Origin of the sequence: Sphaerisporangium sp. NBC_01403 (assembly GCF_045040145.1) — a bacterium.
Taxonomy (GTDB): Bacteria; Actinomycetota; Actinomycetes; order Streptosporangiales; family Streptosporangiaceae; genus Sphaerisporangium; species Sphaerisporangium viridialbum.
Window position 1 is genome coordinate 2,862,755 of sequence record NZ_CP109534.1, and the last position, 19,441, is coordinate 2,882,195.

The window sequence follows — 19,441 nt, forward strand, 5'->3', positions numbered from 1 at the left end:
AGGCAACGTTTGCCCTGTCCGCTACCGGCACCTCAGGGCGATGTCCCCCCGTCGATATGTCCGCGCGTTCGGGGGCACGGCCAGCGCGGCCAACGCGACCCCGGGCCGTCGTTCCGTCGCGAGGGAGCGGCCAACGTGCCAGGATAAATCACGTCAAGCCGTAACTCGCGTGGGCCGGTATCGCAGGGCGACCGCCCCCGACCGGAACTCACGGCGGTCCACGGGCTCGAGCTGGATGCGCTCGCGCAGACCGGCGAGCAACGTCGGCCCGTGTCCGGCAAGGACCGGCTGCACAAGGAACTCGTACTCGTCGATCAGTCCCAGATCTGCCAACGCCAGGGGGAGCGTCACGCCACCCACCCACAGGCCCTCGCCTGACTCCTGCTTGAGCCGCTGAACCGCTTGCCCGAAGTCGCCTCGCACCAGCTCGGCATTCCAATCGACCGCGCTCAGCGTGCTCGACACGACGTACTTCTTCGCCCGGTCGATGGTCTCGGCGAACGGGATCTGCCACTCATCCATCCAGTCAGGCCACGTGTCCGTGGCCGGCTTCCGCCACGCCGACTCCATCATCTCGTAGGTCACCCGGCCGAATAGCAGGGCATCGGCTCGCTCCATCTCAGCGGTCCAGTAACGCATCGACTCCTCGTCCGGGGGGAGCCCTGCCTCGTGATGGCAGCAGCCGTCGAGCGTGACGTTGATCGAGTATCGAAGTGGTCTCATCTCGTTGCTCTCTCTTGATGCGCGCAGCGCGTTTTCACCGGACGTCTACTTAGACGGCTGTCGGCGCCATTTCTCATCGGCGCCCGATCCCACCTGCTCAACACCGTCGTGATGCGAACCAGACCGCAGACCGAGCGCGCGACCGATTCGGGCGCTCGGGGCGTTCAGGTTCGCAACGGGACGGCGCCCATAACGCTCGACTTCGATGCACGGTGCCACGTCACCTACCGTCGGCTCAGGGCCAACGACGAACGTCGCAAACGTTGCCTGACGCGGCACTGGTCAGGCTGCGCCACAGCCGAGTGGATGCCGCACGAACTCTGGATGGGCGTCGCCGAGGTCGATGCTGTTCTCATCAAGAGCATTGGCGATGTGGAAGCGGCCCGTGTCGAAGACAAATTCGACAGCGAGGGTGCCGGCCGCCACGTCGCGACGTGATGGCCGCCACTCGAGTAGAGCCACCTCGCACAGTTCCTGGCCGATGAACGGCTTAAGCCGTTCATCGGCGCTGGACCACGCCGGAGTCAGCTCGAACCAGTCCCAGCCGGTGATCGCAGCCGTCGTGTCGATGGTGTTCCAGCTGATCGACAGCTCATCGAACTTCGAGTGGCTGATCTCTACCTGGACGCCGTCGAAGTCCAAGACGACGGGGCATTCGGCATACCAGTCCCCGTCCTCGATGAAACGTACGATCGCGAAGCCAGTCAGACGCCGACCACCAAGCGCGGCCAGGCCCGGTCCGCGTTCATCGCGGATGGCTTCAAGTCCGACAAGAAAGGTCGGCTCGAAGCCGGAGATACCCATCACGACAGGCGATTGTCCAGTTTCATCGCGAAACTGGACAGTCGATATCCACCGCCGAGCCGTAGTGCCACGCTTGACAAATTAGATTCCACATAACCGCCCGATACCTCGCCGACCCGGCCTACCGGCGCAAGATCTCCCGGCAGCTGAACAAGGGCGAGTCGCTGCACGCGCTCAAGCGAGACCTGCTCTACGCCCACGAGGGCGCCATCCGAGCGCGGCACCTCGAAGCTCAGACCGAGCAGGCGTGGTGCCTGACGCTGGCCACCAACGCCGTGGTCGCCTGGACCACCGAGTACTACGGCCTCGCGGTCGAGTCGATGCGCAGGGCGGGACGCCGCATCGACGACGAGGTCCTGGCCCACATCTCCCCGGCGCACAGCGAGAACATCAACTTCTTCGGCGCAATCGAGGTCGACATCGAAGGTGAACTCGCCCAGCTCGGTCCCACCGGCTATCGGCCGCTGCGCGTCCGCGACACGCTGTTCTGACGGGCTTCCCTCACGGGGCGCACTCGGTGTCGGGGGCATTGCCCCCTCAGGGGCCCCTTCAGTAGGAGGCGCCGAAAAAACAACGCTTAGCTGCGTCGGCGCTGGGAGAGGTAGGTACTCGCGGATCTTGCCGGGCACGTGCGGCCGCTGGTCGCCGAGCGAGATGCCCAAGCGTCGGGAACTGGTTGGCGATCTCCAGCGCGGTGAGAGGGCCTGGCTGGCGCTATAGCTGTGTGATCAGGCGTTCGGGGACCCAGATCGCTCACACTCCTGCTCGCGCAGCGAGCGCGTCGAGCGCTACCGCAACGCCTCTGCGAAAGTAGACAGCCTCTGTTGCAGGTGGCCGTGGAAGGCCTTCCCGTCCGGGCAGACGGCAGCAGCGGTCGGGGAGAGCTGGCCATGGGTGCGCCGCTGCCCGTACGAGGGTGAAGTCGAGATCCGGTGGGTAGTGCTCGAGCCCAGCCGAGTACGCCGTGCCGAGTCCGGAACGCGAGGACTACCTGCGGACGCAGATCGCGCACCGATTAGGTTTCCGCGCCGTGCCCGTCTGTACGTGTGAGATCGACTCACGAGAGGCTGGCACGATGCGGAAACTGATCTTCGGCATGAACCTGAGCCTGGACGGCTACATCGCCGCGCCCGGCGACGACCTCGGCTGGAGCGTACCGAGCGACGAGCTGTTCCAGTGGTGGTCCGACCGGGTGGGGGCGACGGGCCTGGCGCTGTACGGGCGCAAACTGTGGGAGCCGATGAGCTCCCACTGGCCGACCGCCGACAAGCAGCCCGGCGCCACCCCGGCGGAGATCGAGTTCGCCCGCCGCTGGCGGGACATGCCGAAGGTGGTGTTCTCCTCGACGACCAGCACGGTCGACTGGAACACCCGCCTGGTCACCGGCGACGCGGTCACCGAGATCACCCGGTTCAAGGCCGAGGACGGCGGCCCGATGGACATCGGCGGCGCCACGCTCGCCGGGGCGGCCATGCGGGCCGGGCTGATCGACGAGTACGTGCTGGTCACCCACCCGGTCCTGGTGGGCGGCGGCACGCCGTTCTTTACGGCCCTGGACAGCTGGGTGAACCTGAACCTGGTGGAGACGCGGACGTTTCCCGGCGGCGTGGTGCTGACCCGATACGAGACGAGGCGATGAGCACGGGCCAGATGCTCGGCTCGTGGGGCCAGGTCCTGGGCTCGTGAGGCCAGGTCGAAATCCTTCCTGGCGTGCTCACCGTGACCCTCGGCTATGAGGGAACCTTCCCCGGGCCCTTCCTTGCGTTCCGAGTGAGCTGTTGACCGACTTGCTGGAGATGAGGGCGACGGCGTCGTTGATTGTGACGATGTTCTTCGGGCATGAAGATGCCCCGCCGGCAACGCCGGCGGGGCGGTGGTGTTCGCGGTGTCGCGTTGGTGTTCAGCTGGTCGGGGTGCTCATTCCGCGGTGACTTCGGTGACGGCGGCCCGTGCGCTGGACTCGTCGACGATGGGGCTTTTGTCTGATGACAGTGTCGGGGGCAGGCCCAGCCATGGTTTGTCGGTGGCGTCGAATCCGGTGAGCTCGGCGATCTTCCTGTCGACGATGTGCAGGACCGCGATGGTAAATAGCCGGTACTCCGGGTCGTCGGGGGTGCGGAGGTACAGCACGGCGGCAGGCATGCGGTTGACCGTCGTGGTGATACAGCGCCAGTCGTCGTGGCCGCGCTGGAAGAGCCCACCGGAGACCCAGCCGTCCACCGCGTCCTTGGCCGTGATGACCGAGGTTCCCGGCTCGGGCAGCATCGCGAAGCGCAGGTCGTCGCGCAGCAGGGACATCAGCCCGTCGAGGTCGTTGCGCTCATGGGCGTCGATATACGACTTCACCACGCCGCGCTCGTCATTCGACAGCTCGTGGGTGGCGGGGCTCCGCCAGTCGAGGCGGCGGTCGGGCAGCTGCTCGCGCATCGTCACACGCGCCCGCTGCAGTGCGCTGGTCACCGATGCGACGGTCAGCTCGAGGGCGTCGGCGGCCTTCGACGCCGGCCAGCCGAGGACGTCGCGCAGGATGAACACCGCCCGCTGCCGCGGCGGCAGGTGCTGGACGGCGACGATGAACGCCAGCTCGATCGTCTCCCGCGCCACCACCGATTCCTGCGGGTCCTCGGGGAGCATCCGGTCGGGGTAGGGCTGCAGGTACAGCACCTCGGAGCCGGGGTCCGGCAGCTCGGACGGTACGGGTGTGCGGTCGTTGCGCTTCTCCAGGAAGTCGAGGCAGGCGTTCGTCGCGATCCGGTACAGCCAGGTCCGCAGGGCCGCGTGGCCCTTGAACGACTCCCGCTTGTTCCAAGCTCGCAGGAACGTCTCCTGCGTCAGGTCCTGGGCGTCCTCGTAGTTCGCGAGCATCCGATAGCAGTGCACCTGCAGCTCACGCCGGTGGCGCTCCGTGATGAGTGCGAACCGCGCCGTGTCGCCTGAGCGGACCGCCGCGAGGAACGTGGCCTCGTCGGCGCCCAGCGGTCTGGTGTCGGTCATGGTCATCAATCCTTCCACCGGTGCGAGGGCTAACAGAACTGACGACGTGGCGGAGGATTTCTGATCGGTGAAGCCGCTGACACCGGGCCGTTCGCCAGGCCGGATGAGTCGGGGTCGATCCAGGGAACGTGCTCCGGGTCGGGCACACCCTCGATGTCGAGGTGGGGCCAGCACGGCTAAGCGTTGTTTCTCGGCGCCTGCTACTTAGGGGCCGCATCGGCGCGCCTCCGACCGCGATGCCAAACCAGACGCCGCCTCGGCGAGGTCAGTCACCCGCGCGGCCTCGCCGAGGTCGGACAGGACGCCTAACCGACGGTTCAGACCAGCGGTGGCGCGGTCACAGCGTCGCGCTGAGCTTGGAGTTGCTTCATGTCGGCGCGCTCCTCGGCCTCGCTGGCCGGACTCCAGCTGAGCACGTTCCCGCCCGGGTGACGGCCGCCATCTGCAGTGATGCGATGGTGAGGGTGGCGTCGTGATGAGCTGGCATCGCATAGCCCAGCAGGCCCAACACTGGTCCGAGCCCAGTCGACCGCGGGAAGACGGGCTCGACCCATGATCACATCCAGGCTGCGCCGTACCCCTATCTCGGCTGGACTCGTATCGGCGCCTGGGCGTGCCCTGCTGCGCTACGCGGTCTCGATGCGCCACAACCGGACCATCCCGTCCCAGCCGCCGCTGGCCAGGGTGCGCCCATCCGGGCCGAACGCCACTCCCATTCACATCCGGGCTTCCCGCCCTGTGGGGAGCGCCGGGTCCTGGCAAAGGCGGCGGGCCTGCTCGGCGACCCGGCGGCCCAGGTGTTCGGCCGTCCGGAGGTCCGAGTCGTGCATCAGCTCCGGACCCTCGTCGATGTTCGAGGCCGCCGCCGCTCCCAGCCAGACGCCGAGCCGGTTGAGCGCGTTCTCGTCGGAGGTGCTGGAATTCCACCCGGACACCAGCCCGAGACTGACCCAGAGCATGCCGTGCTGGGCCGCCAGCAGCGCCATGTACTCCAGTGTGTGCAGCTTGTCCCCGCTCTTGGACCCCGAGTTCGTGAACCCCGCGGCCAGCTTGTTCGTCCAGGCCTGCTCCGTCCAGGCCTGCTCCGTCCAGGCCTGCTCCGTCCAGGCCTGCTCCGTCCAGGCCTGCTCCGTCCAGCGCTGCACCGAGTCCCGGGCGAACGTGTGGAACTGCGGGCTGGCCGACCCCATGTACGTCGGCGACCCGAACACGATGGCGTCCGCCGTGTCCAGCAGCGACCATTCCTGTTCGGTGATGCCGTCCACCGAGACCAGCTCCACCTTGGTGCCGTCCACGGACGCCGCTCCCGTGCGTACCGACTCGGCCAGCCGGGCCGTGTGCCCGTACCCACTGTGGTAGGCCACCACCACCAGCGTCGACTCGTTCTTCATTGCGATTCCTTTCGTCAGGACGTACGCGCACAGCTTGGCCGCCACGGCCCCTTCGCGGACCGGCCGTTCGGGTGGGCCTACCCACCCGAACGAGTGGGCGGACCAGGGGAAGGGACCTACTACCATCGGGGCCATGGCGGAGTCGTGGTCGGCCGCCCTGACGGCGGCGCTGAGGGTGGTGCGGGCGCCGCTCGACGGCGTCCTGCCGGAGTTGTCGGCCGTGCTGTCCGCCCTGGTGCCGCACGAGGGGCTCGTGTTGTTCACCGGGGACTGCCTGCTGATGTCCCCGCTGCTCATCCACGGGATCGACGGGGTGAGCGCCGACGAGGTGAGCCGCCTGGTCCCCCTGGTGGCCGTCGATCGTCCCTGGTTCGGCCCGTTCACGCTGGCGGGGGTCGAGCGGCCGGTGTTGGCCGTGGCCGTCAAGCCGCCGAAGACCACGGGCGGCCTGCTCGCCGTCGTCACGACCGGCACCGGCCCACCGGAACCTGACGTGCGGGAGATCGTGACGAAGCTCGTCGAGCTGACGACCGTGCACCTGGCCGACCGCGTGTCGCACGCCGAGCCGCATGACGTGACGGGCCCGTCTGTCACGGCCGTCGAGGACCTCGCCGACGCCCACGCCACGACGCTGACCTCGCTGCTCGGCGTCCTGCGATCCAGGCGGCTCGACGACGCCGCGGCCCGGCGCGTCGCGATCGAACTGGCCGTGCCCGCGCTCCTCGAGACCAGGGCGGGCGGCGAGCGCGACCTGGGGGAGGAGGCGGCGGGCCGGGCGTTCGACGTGCTGGCGGAGAAGCTCTCTCTGCTCACCCGCTATCACGATCTCACGCTGGAGCTGGCGGGGCCGGATCAGCGGGGCAGGCCGTTGCCCTACGAGGTGGCCAGAGCGGCCAGGTCCGTGGTGCGGGGTGCGGTGCTGGCGATGCTCCAGCAGGGCGGGCTGAGCAGGGTCAGGCTCGCCTGGGAGGTGGAGGACTCGCTGCTGCGGGTGACCATGCGCGACGACGGTCCCGGCTCGCTGGCGGCCGACGCCCTGTCAGTGCACCGCCTGCGCGACCGGGTGGCGGTGCTGGGCGGAACGCTCGGCGTGGACGCGGTCCCGGGCTGGGGCACGACGATCACCGCAGACCTTCCGTTCGGTCCGGTACGCCCCCAGCCCCCGGGCCCGCTGGACGCCCTCAACCCGCGCGAACGCGACGTCCTTCACCAACTGGCGCTCGGCCACCGTAACCGGGTGATCGCCACACGGCTGAGCATCAGCGAGAACACGGTCAAGTTCCACGTCGCCAACATCCTCAGCAAGCTCGGCGTGAGCTCGCGAGGCGAGGCCGCCGCCCTGGCCCACGGTCGCACCCCATGACGGCCGACTGTGTCCGAAAGGGTCGCCGAGACGGTGGCGCGCTGGCGCTGGAACCTCGCATGAAGCCGATCTCAACCTGGGGACGGCGTGGGGGACTGGGTCACGGTACGGCCGGGCCTCCCCGAGCGGGAGGTTCCCCGTCCCGTCACCTTGCTGCATCTCCCCACCGGTGTCACCGACCCCCTTTCAGCATTTACCTGGGATCACGAGTGGCTTCTTGAGATCGCCGCAATCAACGATGACCCCTGGTACGAGCAGATCTGGACCCTCGAGAATGGCCGTACCGCGATCCACGCCGTGTCGCACCAGACGCCGGACTGGAGAGGCGCTACTAAGAACTCTGCGGCCAGGGGCCAAACTGTTGATCATGAAGTCCTCGGACCGACATGGGTCATCCAGGACTCTGGGGACTCGCGAATGGATCAATCGAAGTCGGGCGTCGGATTCTGAAGGCGGAGTTTCAACCATCCGCGAGACAAGCCGTTCAGCGGCACGGTAACGGCGCGCAGCGTCTGTCGGACGTCCATTCGGCCGGCCTGGAGGAAGGCTGCATCAGTGGTGCTTGTCGCCGCGGTGCTCGACGAGGCGGGTGAGCAGGTCGATCAGGTTCCGCCGGTCGGCCGCGGGCAGCGGGGCGAGGAACTCGTCTTGGGCGGCGGCGAGTAGCCGGTCGAGGTGGGTGAGTTGCCTTCGGCCCGCCGCGGTGATGGTGATGATGTTGCGTCTTCGGTCTTCTGGGTCGGGTGCGCGCTTGAGGAGTTGCCGTTCGGCGAGGTCGTTGACGGTCGCCACCATGTCGCTGCGGTCGATGCCGGTGCGGCGACCGAGGGCGGCCTGGCTGGCCGGGCCGTACTCCTCTAGCGCGGCGAGCAGGGAGTAGTGGTAGCGCCGAACGCCGGCTTGGGCGAGCGCTTGATCCACGATCCGGTTGGCGGTCAGTGCTGCCTGGTTGGTCAACCTGCTCGGCAGCGTGCGCAGCCGCTGCGGCGGTGGCGTTCCCTCTGCGGTGTCCACAGAAGCAATCTAGCAAGTTGTTGGCCGCGCCCACGATTAGGTTTATTGTTGGCCGAGCCAACGTTGGCCAGTCCAACATTTTTGTCGTGTAGAGGTGTGATCTCCCATGAGCACAGCCACCATCAAGGCGCCGGACAGCGCGCCGCCACCACGTCGCTGGATGGCGCTCGGCACCGTGGCCACCGGCCAGACCTCAACCTTCAACCACAATGCAAGGAGATTCCTTTGAGTACCGACGTCGGTACGGAGGCCGCACCGCGGGCGACCCGAAGAGAATGGCTCGGGCTGGCGATCTTGGCGCTTCCCACCATGCTCATCGCCATGGACCTGACCGTGCTGCATCTGGCGCTGCCCACCCTCACCGCCGACCTGCGGCCCGGCAACACCGAGTTGCTGTGGATCGTGGACATCTACGGTTTCGTCATCGCCGGCTTCCTCATCACCATGGGCGCGATCGGGGACAGGGTCGGCCGCCGGCGGCTGCTGCTGATCGGCGCGGTCGCGTTCGGCGCGGCCTCGGTGCTCTCGGCGTTCGCGGTCAACCCGGCGATGCTCATCGCTGCCCGGGCGCTGCTGGGCATCGCGGGCTCCACGCTGATGCCTTCCACCCTCTCCCTGATCCGGATCATGTTCCAGGACCCCAAGCAGCAGGGTGCTGCGATTGGGGCCTGGACCGGCTTCTTCGGCCTCGGCACGGTGATCGGACCGCTGGTCGGTGGCACATTCCTGGAGCTGTTCTGGTGGGGCTCGGTCTTCCTGCTCGGCGTCCCGGTCATGCTGCTGCTGATCGTGTTCGGCCCGCTCGTGCTGCCGGAGTATCGGGACGAGTCGGTCTCCCGCCCGGACCTCACCAGCGCGATCATGTCCATCGTCGGGATCCTTGCCCTGATCTTCGGTCTCAAGCGGATCGCCGAGGACGGCCTGCGCCCCGAGTCGGGCATCGCCATCGTCGTCGGCCTGGCGCTGGCGGCGCTCTTCCTCTATCGCCAGAGCCGGCTCGAGCAGCCGCTGGTCGACCTCTCGCTGTTCCGCAACGGCCTGTTCGGCACCGCCCTTGGCATGCTCGTGCTGGCGACCCTGCTCTCCGCGGGCTCGCAGTTCTTCGTCATGCAGTACCTGCAGCTGGTGCGCGGGTTTACCCCGCTCCAGGCCGGGCTCTGGTCGCTGCCCACCACCATTGCGGTCATGATCGGCGCGATGTCGGCCCCTGCCCTCACGGGCCGCATGAAGCTGAGCACGCTGCTCGCCGGCGGCCTGGTGGTCGCCGCGGTCGGCATGGTGGTGCTGACCCAGGTCAGTGGTCCCTCCGACCTGTATGTCGCGGTGGCCGGGGCGGCCGTCATCGGGCTCGGGCTCGGGCCGATGGTCTCGCTGGGCACCGGACTGATCGTGAGAGCCGCCCTACCCGAGCGGGCCGGTGCCGCATCCGCGATGGCCTCGACCGGCACCGAGCTCGGCAGCGCGCTGGGCGTCGCGGTGATCGGCAGCGTCGGCTTCGCGGTGTACCGGGCGAACCTGGCCGACAGGATCCCCGAGGGGCTGCCCGCCCGCGTCGTCGAGATGGCCAAGGACACCCTCGCCACCGCTGTCAACGTCGCCCGCGAGCTACCGGCCGCCCAGGGCTCCGGGCTGTTGGCGGTGGCCCGTGAGGCCTTTGTGCACGGCCTGCAGACGACCGCGATCGTTGGGGCGGTGCTCGCCGTGCTGCTGGCCACCGCGGCCGCGACCCTGCTGCGCAACGCCCGGATGCCGAGCCCTCCGCCGCCCGCGGACGACCAGGCGAAGTCCTTCGAGAAGGCGGATAACTGACATGCCGGACACGAACCCCGCAGCCGACGCGGTCCAGACCCTCGTGGGGGTCTGGACCGGTCTGATGCACCGCGACGACGAGACCGACTCCTTCACCATCTCGTTCGCGCCCGACGGCACAGTTGCGCTGCGCACCCTCCTCAGCGTGGGCACCGGGGTCTGGAGCGCATGGCAGCCCGGCCGGTTCTCCTACGAGCTCACCGAGATTTTCACTCCGGCCGCAGGCCACTCGGGCCGCGTGCGGATCCATGTCGAGGCTCACCTCGAGGGGGCCGTATATCGCGGGATCGGCACCGCCAGGGTGTACACCCCCGACGGCGTGCTGGTGCACACCACCACCTCGGCCGCGTTCACCGGCGACCGCCTCGCCGGCGGGCAGGCGGCCTGGCACGGCGTGGTGAGCCTGCGCGCGCCGATCCGGGGGCGCACGCTCTACCCCGGTGACGAGGGCTTTGAGGAGGCCTGCTCCGGCTGGTTGCTGACGGTCGAGCACCGGCCCGCGGCGGTCGTGGTCGCCGCCGACGCCGATGACGTGGCCGCTGCCGTCCGGTTCGCGGCGGAGGCAGGACGCCCGGTCGCGGTGCAGTCGACCGGGCACGGCAAGTCGGTGCCTGCGGATGAAGCCGTGTTCATCGCCACCGGGGAGCTGCGCGAGCTGTCGGTGGACCCGCGTGCCGGCACCGCAAGGATCGGAGCCGGGCTGCGGTGGGGTGAAGTGCTCACCGCAGCAGCCGAGCACGGCCTCGCGCCCCTGTGCGGCTCCTCCGACCAGGTCGGGGTGATGGGCTACCTGACCGGCGGCGGGCTCCCGCTGGCCTGCCGTACGTACGGCTTCGCCGCCGACTACGTCCCCTCGCTCGACATCGTCACCGCCGATGGCCTGCTCCGCACCGTCTCGCCCACCCAGGAGCCCGACCTGTTCTGGGCGGTGCGGGGTGGCAAGAGCAACTTCGGTGTCGTGGTCGCGGCCGAGATCGAGCTGCTGCCGCTGCGCACCATCTACGGTGGTGAGCTTTACTACCCGGGCGAGGACCCCAGGCACGCCGCCCACGTGCTCGGCTCCTACCTGGCCTGGGTCAAGGAGCAGCCGGAGGAGATGTCGTCCTCTGTGACGCTGCTGCGCTTCCCCGACGCGCCGCAGCTGCCCGAGGGGTTCCGTGGCCGCTCGTTCGTGCAGGTCCGGGTGGTCTACATGGGGGACGAGGAGCAGGGCGCGCGGCTGGTGGAGCCGTTGCGTGCGCTCGGCCCGGAGAAGGACACCTGCGGCGCCATGCCGTACACGCAGATCACCGAGATCTATCAAGACCCCAAGAACCCGGTCATGGCGCACCTGCGCGGCGCGTTGTTGCACGAACTGGATGACGAGGCCGTGGAGGAGCTGGTCTCGTTCATCGACCCGTCGACGCCCGGGGGCCCGTTCCCCGGCATCGAGCTACGTCACCTAGGCGGGGCGCTGAACCGGCCGCCCGGCCGCTCGCACGCGGTCAGCACCCAGGGCGCGGCCTTCCACCTGTGGATGCGGATGCCGGCTCCGGCCGAGCAGGCCGACGCGGTGCGCAAGGCCGCCGACGAGATGCTGGAGCGGCTCCGGCGGTGGGACACCGGCGCCATGCTTCCGGGGTTCCTGTTCGACCACGACTCGGCTCCCGAGCGGGTCAGGCGGGCCTACACCGAGGCGGACTACCGGCGGCTGGCCGCGCTGAAGACGAAGTACGACCCGAACCACCTATTCCGTATCAACCACAACATCCCGCCGTTCAGTAATGGTGAGCGCACCCGATCCTGAACGGCGCAGGACATGAGGTAAGGATCGACATGTACCAGCAGCGCGAGCTGATTCAACCCCATACGCTTCAAGAGCGGTCGACTCACTGCGGGTCTACAGCCGAGCGCTGAGCGCGGCCGAAATCGCGGACCTGTTCTCCACCGGCTTGTAGATCGTTCTCAACCGGCTTGCAGATCGCTCCTCCCTGAGGCACCGGCTGTGATCAGGGACTGTAGTGGGGGTTGTTCACGTAGTCCCCGAATGTCTCCGTCGCGGCGTCGTAGGGGCGTGCCCCTCTGATGAACCGTCCCTCGATGCCGCCGGGGAACGCCACCTCCCGCTGGTGCCCGGTGCGAAGGGCGCTTCCCATGGTCTCGACGATGTCGATGCCTCCCGGCGCGTCCACGTCGTACAGGTATCTCATGGGGAAGATGTCCATCGGATTGTCGAGCCGGGTGGTGCCGACGAACGCCGACTCCTCGAACCGCAGATGGGACTCGAGATCGGTGTTGCCGGGGTTACGCGGGTGGAAGCCCGGCCCGAAGACCTCGTCGGGGTGGCGGTCGTCGGCGCGTCTGACGATGAGCCGGTCGGTCCGCCACACCGGAGTGGGCGTGATCGCCTTGACGTCGACGTTCCGGTTGGCCGCCGCCCTCAGCGGGTCCGGGCGGCGGGCCAGCCGCATCCGCAGCTGGATGGGGGCCTTGGCCCTGAGGATACGGCGGAGGCGGCTCTCGACGCCTCGGATCAGGGTCTTGCCGAAGAACCGTTCGAGCTCACGGCGGAAGACGGCCACGGAGCGCTGGGCGAACACCCGCGAGCCGGTGATGGCCGTGCGCGCCTGGACAAGGGCCATACCGGCGGTGACCGTGGCCGCCGCGGCGGCCCACACCAGGATGGCGGCCACGATCCCGGCTGCGGCGATGAGGGCGATCTTGAGCGCCTCGACGAGGGTGGCGGCCGCGTCGTGGCTGTCGGCGAGGGCGTGCAGGGTGGTGGCGAGGCTGGGCAGGTGTGCCGAATCGTCGCCGTCGCGGTGGTAGTCGGCCCAGAAGGAGGTGAGCGCGTCGATGTGGCCGCCGATGTTCTCCGTGGCGGCGAACGAGATCGCTCCCTGCGCGCCCGGGATGACGTCGGTGGCGAGCGCGGTGGCGCACGATCGGTACGCGGTGGCGCACTCGCGCAGCCCGTCCTCGTCCTCGGTGGGCCACGGCGCACCGAGCATCTGGAACGCGGTCTCCAGCTCGGCCGGAAGCATCACCGCCACCGGGTCGGCCCCCGCCCACTACTCACGCCACCTCAGCGGTGTTCGCGATGAACAGCTCATACCGAGCGCTGCTGGGTGGAGGGGTCCAGACCGTGGCCGACGGCCTGGATGGCGGCCGTGTTGGCGAGCTCCGTGGCATGCCCCCGGTCGGCCATCTCCTGGATGCACGCGCCGGTCTCACCGAGATTCGCATGAAGGTGACCGCATGCCTCGCTGAGCGTCTCGTTGATCTGGTCCATGGCCATGCCGATGACACCGATGCCCCATGGCGAGCGCGCACCGCCGGTGACGGCTTTCATCAACGCATCCGTGTGCCGTCCGAACAGGTCAACCGGGTCTTGCATGCGCTGCCGGGCACCGGTCAGCGATACCTGATCGACTTCCAGTTCGAGTCCCACCCGTTAACCCCCAAACAACTCAGCCAGAATCATAGATCATTGTCCGATATGCTCCCGAAGCTCCGGAACTTGCTTGGATCCAGGCAGGGCTAGGCGAGGAGCTCGCCACGGCCAGGGCAGGCTAGGAATGCCCGGCCAGCAGCGCGCTCACCTCCGGGTGATCGGACGCGCGGGCCACGGGAGCCTGCCACCCTCCGTCGCACCCGAGCAGCTCCGCCACCGCGTCGCACGCCGCGGAATGCCCCACCAGCAGCTCGGACACCGGCCCCGCGGGCACCTGGGCCGGACGTGGCGTGGCTTCGGACGCCGACTGTGCCGACTGCGCCCTCCATGGAGGTACCCACGCGTCCACCGAGGCCAGGCTGCCCCGCCTCGCACCAGGCGGGAAGCGCCGGCTCGGTGGCGCGGTAGTGGGCCAGCGGCCGCCGGATCCGGCGCAGCACCTCCGGCGCGTCGTCCACGGTCCGCCGAAAGCGCCTCCCTTGCGTGTCAGATCCGGGCGGCGCCGAGTTCGGTGAGCAGGGCGTCGAGCACGTGCATGGCGCGCCATGCCTTGGTCATGCCGAACTGTGCGGAGAACCGTACGACGGCACGGGCCTCGTCCGGTGTGGCGCCGGCGCCGAGGGCGCGCGTCACGTGGGCGCGGAAGCTCTCCTGCAGGGTCTGGAAGAGCACGTCGACGGTCATCGTGATGAACGCGCGCTCACGGACCGACAGGAGCCGCATGTCGGCGCGCATCCGCGACTGCAGATCCATGTAGATGCCGAACGGTGCGTCGAGCGCGGCCACGGCCTGCCGCATCGGGTCGGGGAGCGGGCTGCCCGTTCCGTTGGCGTTCACCTCGTGGCCCTGGCCGGTGGGGGCGGGTAGGGCGTGCTCCCGTTCCAGGTCGGTCAGGCGGGCGAGCGCCGCCAGGGTGGCGGGGTAGCCGCTGTCGTAGGCGACGAAGCGGAGCGCTTCGCGTAGGTCGTCGGCCGACAAGCCGCAGTCTGCCGCCATCGTCACGTGCTGTTGGAAGGGCAGGCCGAGGGTCTGCTGGCAGACGTCGGCGGTGAGGCACAGCAGGACCTTCTCGCGCATGGTCAGCTCCGGGATCTCGTCCCAGAGCAGGCGGTCGGTGGCGGCGCTCATCTCGGCGAACACCGAGTCCAGTACCTTCACCTGGTTTTCCATGGGAACTCCTCCGTATGTGAATGCATGTAGCGCTACAACTGTAGTGCAACGGTCGTTCGCCTACAATTGGGCCACCATGGACAAGACCTCTTCCGCCCCGGCCGGCCCTCGCGGTGTCAAGCGCGGCCGCAACCCACGCGGCCAGGGCGAGCAGCTGCGCGAGGACATCGTCGGCGCCGCCCTGCGGCTGCTGGACGAACTCGGCGACGACCAGGCTCTGTCCATGCGCGCGGTGGCCCGGGAGGTCGGCGTCGCGGCGACGTCTGTATACATTCACTTCGCCGACCGGGACGCGCTCGTACTGGCCGCCTTGGAGAGGTTCCATCGCGAACTCGTGGAGGCCATCGATGAGGCCGAGACCGATGCCGCCGATCCGGCGGCGAAGTTGCGTGCCCGCGTCCTGCTGCTGGGCAGGTGGGTCCAACGGCACCCCGGTCTGTACAAGGTGCTGCACGAGAGCACGCTTAACCAGCGGGTGGCCATGTCGTTCAAGCAAGAACTGGCCGAGCGCACCACCGCCGCGGTGCAGCGGTGCATCGACGCCGGGCTCGCCCCGGCCGACGACGCCGCAGCGGTCTCACTGGATCTGAGGGCGGCGGTGCACGGGGCCGTGTCGATGCGGGTCAATCAGCCCGACCTGCCGTGGCCGCCACTGGAGGTACAGGTCGATCGTTTCCTGGCCAAGCTCGTCGGCCTCCCGCCGACCCCCGGCTGCCGGCCGGACTGACCGTCCCGTGGGAGGCCCTGGCCCCAACCAGCGGGTTGAGGATCACCTGCTCGTTGAGGTAACAGAACTGGGCGTCCCGGTCGAGGTTCTGCTTGCCCTCCAAGGTCTTGACGTCGCTTTGGAGGCTGAAACTCTCCTCGCGCAGCAGGTCCGCTGTCCGCGGAGATCCGGCGCCCCTGACCCGTCAACTCCCTGGCCAGGCGGCGGGTAGACAGCGTCGTCCAGCGCGCGCCTCGGCACCCATCAGCAACCGACGCTGCCGCTCATCCAGATGCGGAAAGATCGCCTCGAACTTCGCCGCCAGCAACGCCACAGTCCCAGTTGCTACGCCCACACCAGATCAACCAGCGATATCCCCGAAAGCTACGGGTTAATCATCTGCAAGGCCTTCAAGAGCCCCTAACAAAATGCTCGATGGGGACCTCTTATCCTTATGCATCGCGTGCCCGCAGCAGCAGCCCGCCGCCCAGGAGCGCCGCGGTGGCCCATGCGGCCAGTACGCTCAGGCCGGCCCAGGGGCTGAGGGGCAGGCTGGACAGGTGGGTGGTTGCTTGGACGGCGAGCCCGGCGTTCATCGGTGAGATCTGCCACACTTCCCGGCGCCTGGCCTGCGCGCCGCGCCGGTGTCCCCCGCCCAGCCTCGTGCGGGGCCCGGTCACTGCGGACGGGCGATTCGGTGGTGGCGCTGATCAAGGCGATGCCGGGCAACATCAGCCTGGAGTCGATGCTGCGTGAGATCGACAAGCTGACCGCGATCCGCGCGATCGGGGCTACCCGAGAACCTGTTCGCGGACGTGGCACCGAAGGTGCTGGCGTCCTGGCGGGCGCGGGCTGCGGTCGAGTCGCCGTCGCATCTGCGGCGCCGTGCGCGCAGTTCGCAGGCGTCCGCGGTGACGTTGCTGGCCGCGCTGTTGGTGGAGCGGGAGCGGGAGGTCACCGATGCGCCGGCGGATCTGCTGATCGCCACGGTGCACCGGATACCTCTCATTGTGCGAGTCCTTCCTGTGTGGGTGTGCCCTTCACAGTGCTCGCGGCGACATCTGTCACGCGGGTTCGGTGCGGCCCCGCCGCCCCGGTGGGCGGAGGGGCCGTGACCTGCTGGGAACCGATCTATCCGAGCACCGGGTAGTTCGCGCGGAACACGTTGTGCGGGTCACGGGCCCGCTTGATCTCCCGCAGCCGCGCGAGCGCGCTGCCGGAGAAGGACTTCGCCGCCGTGTCACCGGGGGACAGCAGGGTGTACGGCTTGCGGCCGCTGATGTAGGCCTCCAGGTCGGCCACGACCTCGGCCTGCTTGGCGCGCGTCGCATCGGCCGCGTGCGGCACGCCGAGACCCACCAGGCCGAGCAGGTACGGCTCAGCCACCGCGCCGCTCGCACCGGCCCCGCCGCCCGGCTCGGCGAGCGCCCCGCCCAGGTGCCTGATCTGCACGTTGATGAGCGGTTCGACCGGCTTGGCCAGCAGGAGCTCCACCGCGTCCGCGTCCAGGCCGGTGAGCAGCTCCGCACGAGCGATGGACGGGGCCGGATCGGTGGGCTCGGCGGCGATGCCACCCAGGTCGGCAACCGGGACGACGCCGCGGCTGTCGGAGATCGCGCCCTCGATCTTGTCGATGCGCGCCAGCAGGTCCTCCCCCTGAGCCGCCTCACCCAGGTAGGCCAGATCCAGCGCCACCATCGGCGGCGCGCCGGGTGGCTGGAGCCGGTTGATCCAGACACTGAGTTCACGCGGCGCCTCGGCGGTGATCTCCAGGAACGCGTCGTACACCTCCCTGGTCCGGTGCTCCGGCCAGATCACGCGCCCGCCGTACAGGACTGGCACGGGATACAGCTCGAGTTCGAGGGCGGTCACCACCGCGAAGTCCCCGCCACCGCCGCGCAGCGCCCAGAACAGCTCGGGATCGGACTCGGCGGTCACCCGGCCCGGCTCGCCATTGGCGTCCACGATGTCGATAGCCCGCACGCTGTCGGAGGCGAAGCCGTACTTGCGGCTGAACCAGCCGACCCCACCGCCCAGGGTGTAGCCGGTCACGCTGACCCCCGGCGCGCTGCCGGACAGGCCAGTCAGACCCAGCGGACCGGCCGCCGCCAGCACCTGCCCCCACTTGGCGCCCGCGCCCACCCGGGCCACGCGTTCCTCCGCGCGTACCTCCACCTCGTTCAGCAGGCCGGTACGCAGCAGGATCAGGCCTTCCACATCACCGGAGGCGCCATGCCCGCTCGGCTGCGCGGTCACCGTCATACCCGCCCGCCGCGCGTAACGCACGAGCGCCGCCACGTCATCGGCATCCGCGGCTTCCACCACGGCCGCCACCGGCTGCCTGACAGTCAGATTCCACGCGGTGGCCGCCTGTTCAAAGCCGTCCTCACCGGCCAGAAGCACGCGCCCCTTCAGGACACCGCGCAAATCGTTGATCGTCATCGTCGTCTCCCGTTTTTGAGTTCTCACAAATGCGAAGGAACACCGTGTTGCGCCCTGACCGCGCTGTTCTGGTCCAGCTCGACCGGCTGCTGGATGGCGGGACGCTTCAAAGAGCTCCGGCCGCCGGACCGCGTGGTTTACGCGATCACCAGGAGCGCGCTGATCGTCAGCATCACCGCGGCGGTGGCGCCGTGGATGCCGTAGGCGACCGCCTTGGGACCGTTGCTGCGCAGCACGATCACCGCGTCGCCGACGGCTATGGCGCCGGCGGCCAACATGAACCAGCCCAGCAGGTGGGTCGTCCCGCCGGCCAGCACGATGAAGATGAACAGCCCTGAGGCGATGTCGCGCACGCGAACGCCGACACGCGCCAAGGTGGCGTCAGGCGGGCTGCGGGGCGGGCGTCGCCGGAGCGGCCGCGACCTTGCGGGTCTCGCGCATCATCAGCAGGCCGTTGACCACCATCAGCGTCGCGGTCAGGCCGTGGACGCCGAGCGCGGTGGCCACGGAGCCGTGGTGGGCCAGCACGGTGGTCATGTCGCCGTACGCGGCGAGGGCCTCCACCAGCAGCACCCAGCCCAGCGCCCGGCGGTGGCCCGTCACCAGCAGGATGCCCAGGACCAGGGCCAAGACGACGTCGCGGATTCCCTTGATGATCAGGAAGCCGTCGCCGTCGCCGGACGGCCAGCTCGGCAGGCCGAAGCCCGGCGCCGTCGTCTCCGGGCTCAGGATGAACTCCACCCCGAACCAGAGGATGAAGAGGATGAAGGCGGCGGCCAGGACGGTGTTGATCTTCTTCAGCGACATTGTTCTTCTCCTTGCGAGTCTTTGTGAGCTTCGTGGAGCTTGGTGGGCTTGGGAGTCGTGTGGGTCTGGTCAGGCGGCGCGGACGCGGCTGATGTGGCGGGCGTAGCGGGGGCGGCCGATGATGTGCCAGATGCCGCGTACCGGAGCGGGAAGGGCGGACAGGAGCGTGGCGCGCTCGGCCGGGTTCGCATCCTCCAGGACGAGGCCGAAGAGGGTGAGCAGGGTGAACTTGGGCGTGTTGGCTACCAGGTGGTCGCCCAGAGAGGCCCACTCCTGTTGTGTGATGTGCTTGGCCGCGAGCGGGAGGAGGGTGGCCTCCTCGTCGTCGAGGTGTTCCAGCAGGACCGCGCGGTGCTCGGAGAGGGCGGCCACCAGGGTGTCGCGTTCGTCGGCGCCCGCGGTGGCCTCCCAGGCGGGGACCGCGGCGTCCAGCCTGCTCAGGGTGGCCGCGATGCGTTCGTGCTGGGCCTGCATGCGCAGGACGATGTCGGCCTCCAGGTCCACCCGGGACAGCAGCGGCGGCCACAGCAGCTCGTCCTCGCCCTCGTGATGGTTGTGCAGGCCCAGCCGGTAGACGCGGAAGTGGTCGGCGATCACCTTGGCGCGAGCGGTGTCACCCGGGGCGACGGCCGCGACGAGCTCCACCAGCAGCCGTGACTCACGGCGGAGCACGCGGTGGACGATCTCCATGTCCTGGGTGTTGACGCTCATCTGTTCCCGCCCTTCATCGGTTGCGACGTGTTCAGGCTGCTCCCGGGTATTTGGAGGGGGCTTGGAGCCGATTT

23 protein-coding genes and 1 pseudogene are annotated in these 19,441 nt (G+C 68.9%); 7 read left to right on the forward strand and 17 right to left on the reverse strand.

Features of this window, described 5'->3' with window-relative positions; translation table 11 throughout:
* Positions 1-153: 153 nt before the first annotated feature.
* Both OG589_RS12875 and OG589_RS12880 read right to left on the reverse strand, forming a co-directional pair.
* Positions 154-723, reverse strand: a complete 570-nt coding sequence (locus OG589_RS12875) for a dihydrofolate reductase family protein (RefSeq protein ID WP_030925166.1) — start codon at positions 721-723, stop codon at positions 154-156.
* Between the two features lie 282 nt (positions 724-1,005).
* Complete coding sequence (locus tag OG589_RS12880; RefSeq protein ID WP_355530067.1) at positions 1,006-1,530, reverse strand: hypothetical protein; 525 nt, start codon at positions 1,528-1,530, stop codon at positions 1,006-1,008.
* Positions 1,531-1,619: 89 nt separating this feature from the next.
* Between OG589_RS12880 and OG589_RS12885 the strand changes: the two genes are divergently transcribed.
* Positions 1,620-2,018, forward strand: a complete 399-nt coding sequence (locus OG589_RS12885) for a Tn3 family transposase (RefSeq protein ID WP_405152032.1) — start codon at positions 1,620-1,622, stop codon at positions 2,016-2,018.
* Between the two features lie 584 nt (positions 2,019-2,602).
* On the forward strand, positions 2,603-3,166 hold the full coding sequence (locus OG589_RS12890) for a dihydrofolate reductase family protein (RefSeq protein ID WP_405148921.1): 564 nt from the start codon (positions 2,603-2,605) through the stop codon (positions 3,164-3,166).
* Positions 3,167-3,444: 278 nt separating this feature from the next.
* Here the strand turns inward: OG589_RS12890 and OG589_RS12895 are convergent, their stop codons facing one another.
* The 3 genes from OG589_RS12895 to OG589_RS12905 form a co-directional block, all read right to left on the reverse strand.
* Positions 3,445-4,521, reverse strand: a complete 1,077-nt coding sequence (locus tag OG589_RS12895; protein ID WP_405148923.1) for an RNA polymerase subunit sigma-70 — start codon at positions 4,519-4,521, stop codon at positions 3,445-3,447.
* Between the two features lie 626 nt (positions 4,522-5,147).
* Positions 5,148-5,237, reverse strand: a complete 90-nt coding sequence (locus OG589_RS12900; protein WP_405148925.1) for a hypothetical protein — start codon at positions 5,235-5,237, stop codon at positions 5,148-5,150.
* Positions 5,238-5,912, reverse strand: a complete 675-nt coding sequence (locus tag OG589_RS12905) for a flavodoxin family protein (protein WP_405148926.1) — start codon at positions 5,910-5,912, stop codon at positions 5,238-5,240. It abuts the gene before it with no gap.
* Between the two features lie 133 nt (positions 5,913-6,045).
* On the opposite strand from OG589_RS12905, the gene OG589_RS12910 reads away from it, so the two are divergent.
* A complete protein-coding gene (locus tag OG589_RS12910) occupies positions 6,046-7,275 on the forward strand; it encodes a LuxR C-terminal-related transcriptional regulator (RefSeq protein ID WP_405148927.1) in 1,230 nt (409 codons plus the stop codon).
* A 552-nt stretch (positions 7,276-7,827) separates the two neighbouring features.
* Here the strand turns inward: OG589_RS12910 and OG589_RS12915 are convergent.
* Positions 7,828-8,289 (reverse strand): MarR family winged helix-turn-helix transcriptional regulator, encoded by a 462-nt coding sequence (locus OG589_RS12915; protein ID WP_405148928.1) that lies wholly within the window; start codon positions 8,287-8,289, stop codon positions 7,828-7,830.
* 106 nt (positions 8,290-8,395) lie between these two features.
* Here OG589_RS12915 and OG589_RS12920 point away from each other — a divergent pair, with 106 nt between their 5' ends.
* The 3 genes from OG589_RS12920 to OG589_RS12930 are packed head-to-tail and all read left to right on the forward strand — an operon-like array spanning position 8,396 to position 11,884.
* Positions 8,396-8,518: a hypothetical protein gene (locus OG589_RS12920; RefSeq protein ID WP_405148930.1), complete on the forward strand. Its 123-nt coding sequence runs from the start codon at positions 8,396-8,398 to the stop codon at positions 8,516-8,518.
* On the forward strand, positions 8,515-10,098 hold the full coding sequence (locus OG589_RS12925; RefSeq protein WP_405148932.1) for an MFS transporter: 1,584 nt from the start codon (positions 8,515-8,517) through the stop codon (positions 10,096-10,098). The genes OG589_RS12920 and OG589_RS12925 overlap by 4 nt, the downstream gene beginning before the upstream one ends.
* A 1-nt stretch (position 10,099) precedes the next feature.
* Complete coding sequence (locus tag OG589_RS12930) at positions 10,100-11,884, forward strand: FAD-binding oxidoreductase (protein WP_405148933.1); 1,785 nt, start codon at positions 10,100-10,102, stop codon at positions 11,882-11,884.
* 202 nt (positions 11,885-12,086) lie between these two features.
* Here the strand turns inward: OG589_RS12930 and OG589_RS12935 are convergent, their stop codons facing one another.
* The 4 genes from OG589_RS12935 to OG589_RS12950 form a co-directional block, all read right to left on the reverse strand.
* Positions 12,087-13,121 carry a hypothetical protein gene (locus OG589_RS12935; protein WP_405152033.1) on the reverse strand — a complete coding sequence of 345 codons (1,035 nt, stop codon included), beginning with the start codon at positions 13,119-13,121 and terminating at the stop codon, positions 12,087-12,089.
* A 65-nt stretch (positions 13,122-13,186) separates the two neighbouring features.
* On the reverse strand, positions 13,187-13,528 hold the full coding sequence (locus OG589_RS12940; protein ID WP_405148935.1) for a hypothetical protein: 342 nt from the start codon (positions 13,526-13,528) through the stop codon (positions 13,187-13,189).
* A gap of 121 nt (positions 13,529-13,649) precedes the next feature.
* Positions 13,650-13,880: a hypothetical protein gene (locus OG589_RS12945; RefSeq protein ID WP_405148936.1), complete on the reverse strand. Its 231-nt coding sequence runs from the start codon at positions 13,878-13,880 to the stop codon at positions 13,650-13,652.
* Between the two features lie 137 nt (positions 13,881-14,017).
* Positions 14,018-14,701 (reverse strand): carboxymuconolactone decarboxylase family protein, encoded by a 684-nt coding sequence (locus OG589_RS12950; protein ID WP_405148938.1) that lies wholly within the window; start codon positions 14,699-14,701, stop codon positions 14,018-14,020.
* Positions 14,702-14,777: 76 nt separating this feature from the next.
* Here OG589_RS12950 and OG589_RS12955 point away from each other — a divergent pair, with 76 nt between their 5' ends.
* Complete coding sequence (locus OG589_RS12955; RefSeq protein WP_405148939.1) at positions 14,778-15,428, forward strand: TetR/AcrR family transcriptional regulator; 651 nt, start codon at positions 14,778-14,780, stop codon at positions 15,426-15,428.
* Between the two features lie 46 nt (positions 15,429-15,474).
* Here the strand turns inward: OG589_RS12955 and OG589_RS12960 are convergent.
* The 7 genes and pseudogenes from OG589_RS12960 to OG589_RS12990 form a co-directional block, all read right to left on the reverse strand.
* A pseudogene (locus OG589_RS12960) lies at positions 15,475-15,711 on the reverse strand (ISAzo13-like element transposase-related protein); the annotation flags it as partial.
* A 148-nt stretch (positions 15,712-15,859) separates the two neighbouring features.
* Positions 15,860-16,021, reverse strand: coding sequence for a hypothetical protein (locus OG589_RS12965; protein ID WP_405148941.1), 162 nt, complete (start codon positions 16,019-16,021; stop codon positions 15,860-15,862).
* Between the two features lie 62 nt (positions 16,022-16,083).
* Positions 16,084-16,395 carry a hypothetical protein gene (locus OG589_RS12970; RefSeq protein ID WP_405148942.1) on the reverse strand — a complete coding sequence of 104 codons (312 nt, stop codon included), beginning with the start codon at positions 16,393-16,395 and terminating at the stop codon, positions 16,084-16,086.
* A 143-nt stretch (positions 16,396-16,538) separates the two neighbouring features.
* Positions 16,539-17,849, reverse strand: coding sequence for an FAD-binding oxidoreductase (locus OG589_RS12975; protein WP_405148944.1), 1,311 nt, complete (start codon positions 17,847-17,849; stop codon positions 16,539-16,541).
* A gap of 137 nt (positions 17,850-17,986) precedes the next feature.
* Positions 17,987-18,202: a DUF4267 domain-containing protein gene (locus tag OG589_RS12980; RefSeq protein ID WP_405148946.1), complete on the reverse strand. Its 216-nt coding sequence runs from the start codon at positions 18,200-18,202 to the stop codon at positions 17,987-17,989.
* A 28-nt stretch (positions 18,203-18,230) separates the two neighbouring features.
* Entirely contained in the window at positions 18,231-18,656 is a 426-nt protein-coding gene (locus OG589_RS12985) for a DUF4267 domain-containing protein (RefSeq protein WP_358145873.1), read from the reverse strand.
* A 69-nt stretch (positions 18,657-18,725) separates the two neighbouring features.
* Positions 18,726-19,367 (reverse strand): hemerythrin domain-containing protein, encoded by a 642-nt coding sequence (locus tag OG589_RS12990; RefSeq protein ID WP_405148948.1) that lies wholly within the window; start codon positions 19,365-19,367, stop codon positions 18,726-18,728.
* Positions 19,368-19,441 lie beyond the last annotated feature (74 nt).

What these genes read in the sequence shown, in the direction of transcription:
- OG589_RS12950 (WP_405148938.1), bottom strand. Translation starts at nt 14,701, where the DNA reads ATGGAAAACCAGGTGAAGGTACTGGACTCGGTGTTCGCCGAGATGAGC.
- OG589_RS12890 (WP_405148921.1), top strand. Translation starts at nt 2,603, where the DNA reads ATGCGGAAACTGATCTTCGGCATGAACCTGAGCCTGGACGGCTACATC.
- OG589_RS12920 (WP_405148930.1), top strand. Translation starts at nt 8,396, where the DNA reads ATGAGCACAGCCACCATCAAGGCGCCGGACAGCGCGCCGCCACCACGT.
- OG589_RS12975 (WP_405148944.1), bottom strand. Translation starts at nt 17,849, where the DNA reads ATGACGATCAACGATTTGCGCGGTGTCCTGAAGGGGCGCGTGCTTCTG.
- OG589_RS12985 (WP_358145873.1), bottom strand. Translation starts at nt 18,656, where the DNA reads ATGTCGCTGAAGAAGATCAACACCGTCCTGGCCGCCGCCTTCATCCTC.
- OG589_RS12990 (WP_405148948.1), bottom strand. Translation starts at nt 19,367, where the DNA reads ATGAGCGTCAACACCCAGGACATGGAGATCGTCCACCGCGTGCTCCGC.
- OG589_RS12905 (WP_405148926.1), bottom strand. Translation starts at nt 5,912, where the DNA reads ATGAAGAACGAGTCGACGCTGGTGGTGGTGGCCTACCACAGTGGGTAC.
- OG589_RS12955 (WP_405148939.1), top strand. Translation starts at nt 14,778, where the DNA reads ATGGACAAGACCTCTTCCGCCCCGGCCGGCCCTCGCGGTGTCAAGCGC.
- OG589_RS12900 (WP_405148925.1), bottom strand. Translation starts at nt 5,237, where the DNA reads ATGGGAGTGGCGTTCGGCCCGGATGGGCGCACCCTGGCCAGCGGCGGC.
- OG589_RS12895 (WP_405148923.1), bottom strand. Translation starts at nt 4,521, where the DNA reads ATGACCGACACCAGACCGCTGGGCGCCGACGAGGCCACGTTCCTCGCG.
- OG589_RS12875 (WP_030925166.1), bottom strand. Translation starts at nt 723, where the DNA reads ATGAGACCACTTCGATACTCGATCAACGTCACGCTCGACGGCTGCTGC.
- OG589_RS12930 (WP_405148933.1), top strand. Translation starts at nt 10,100, where the DNA reads ATGCCGGACACGAACCCCGCAGCCGACGCGGTCCAGACCCTCGTGGGG.
- OG589_RS12910 (WP_405148927.1), top strand. Translation starts at nt 6,046, where the DNA reads ATGGCGGAGTCGTGGTCGGCCGCCCTGACGGCGGCGCTGAGGGTGGTG.
- OG589_RS12935 (WP_405152033.1), bottom strand. Translation starts at nt 13,121, where the DNA reads ATGCTTCCGGCCGAGCTGGAGACCGCGTTCCAGATGCTCGGTGCGCCG.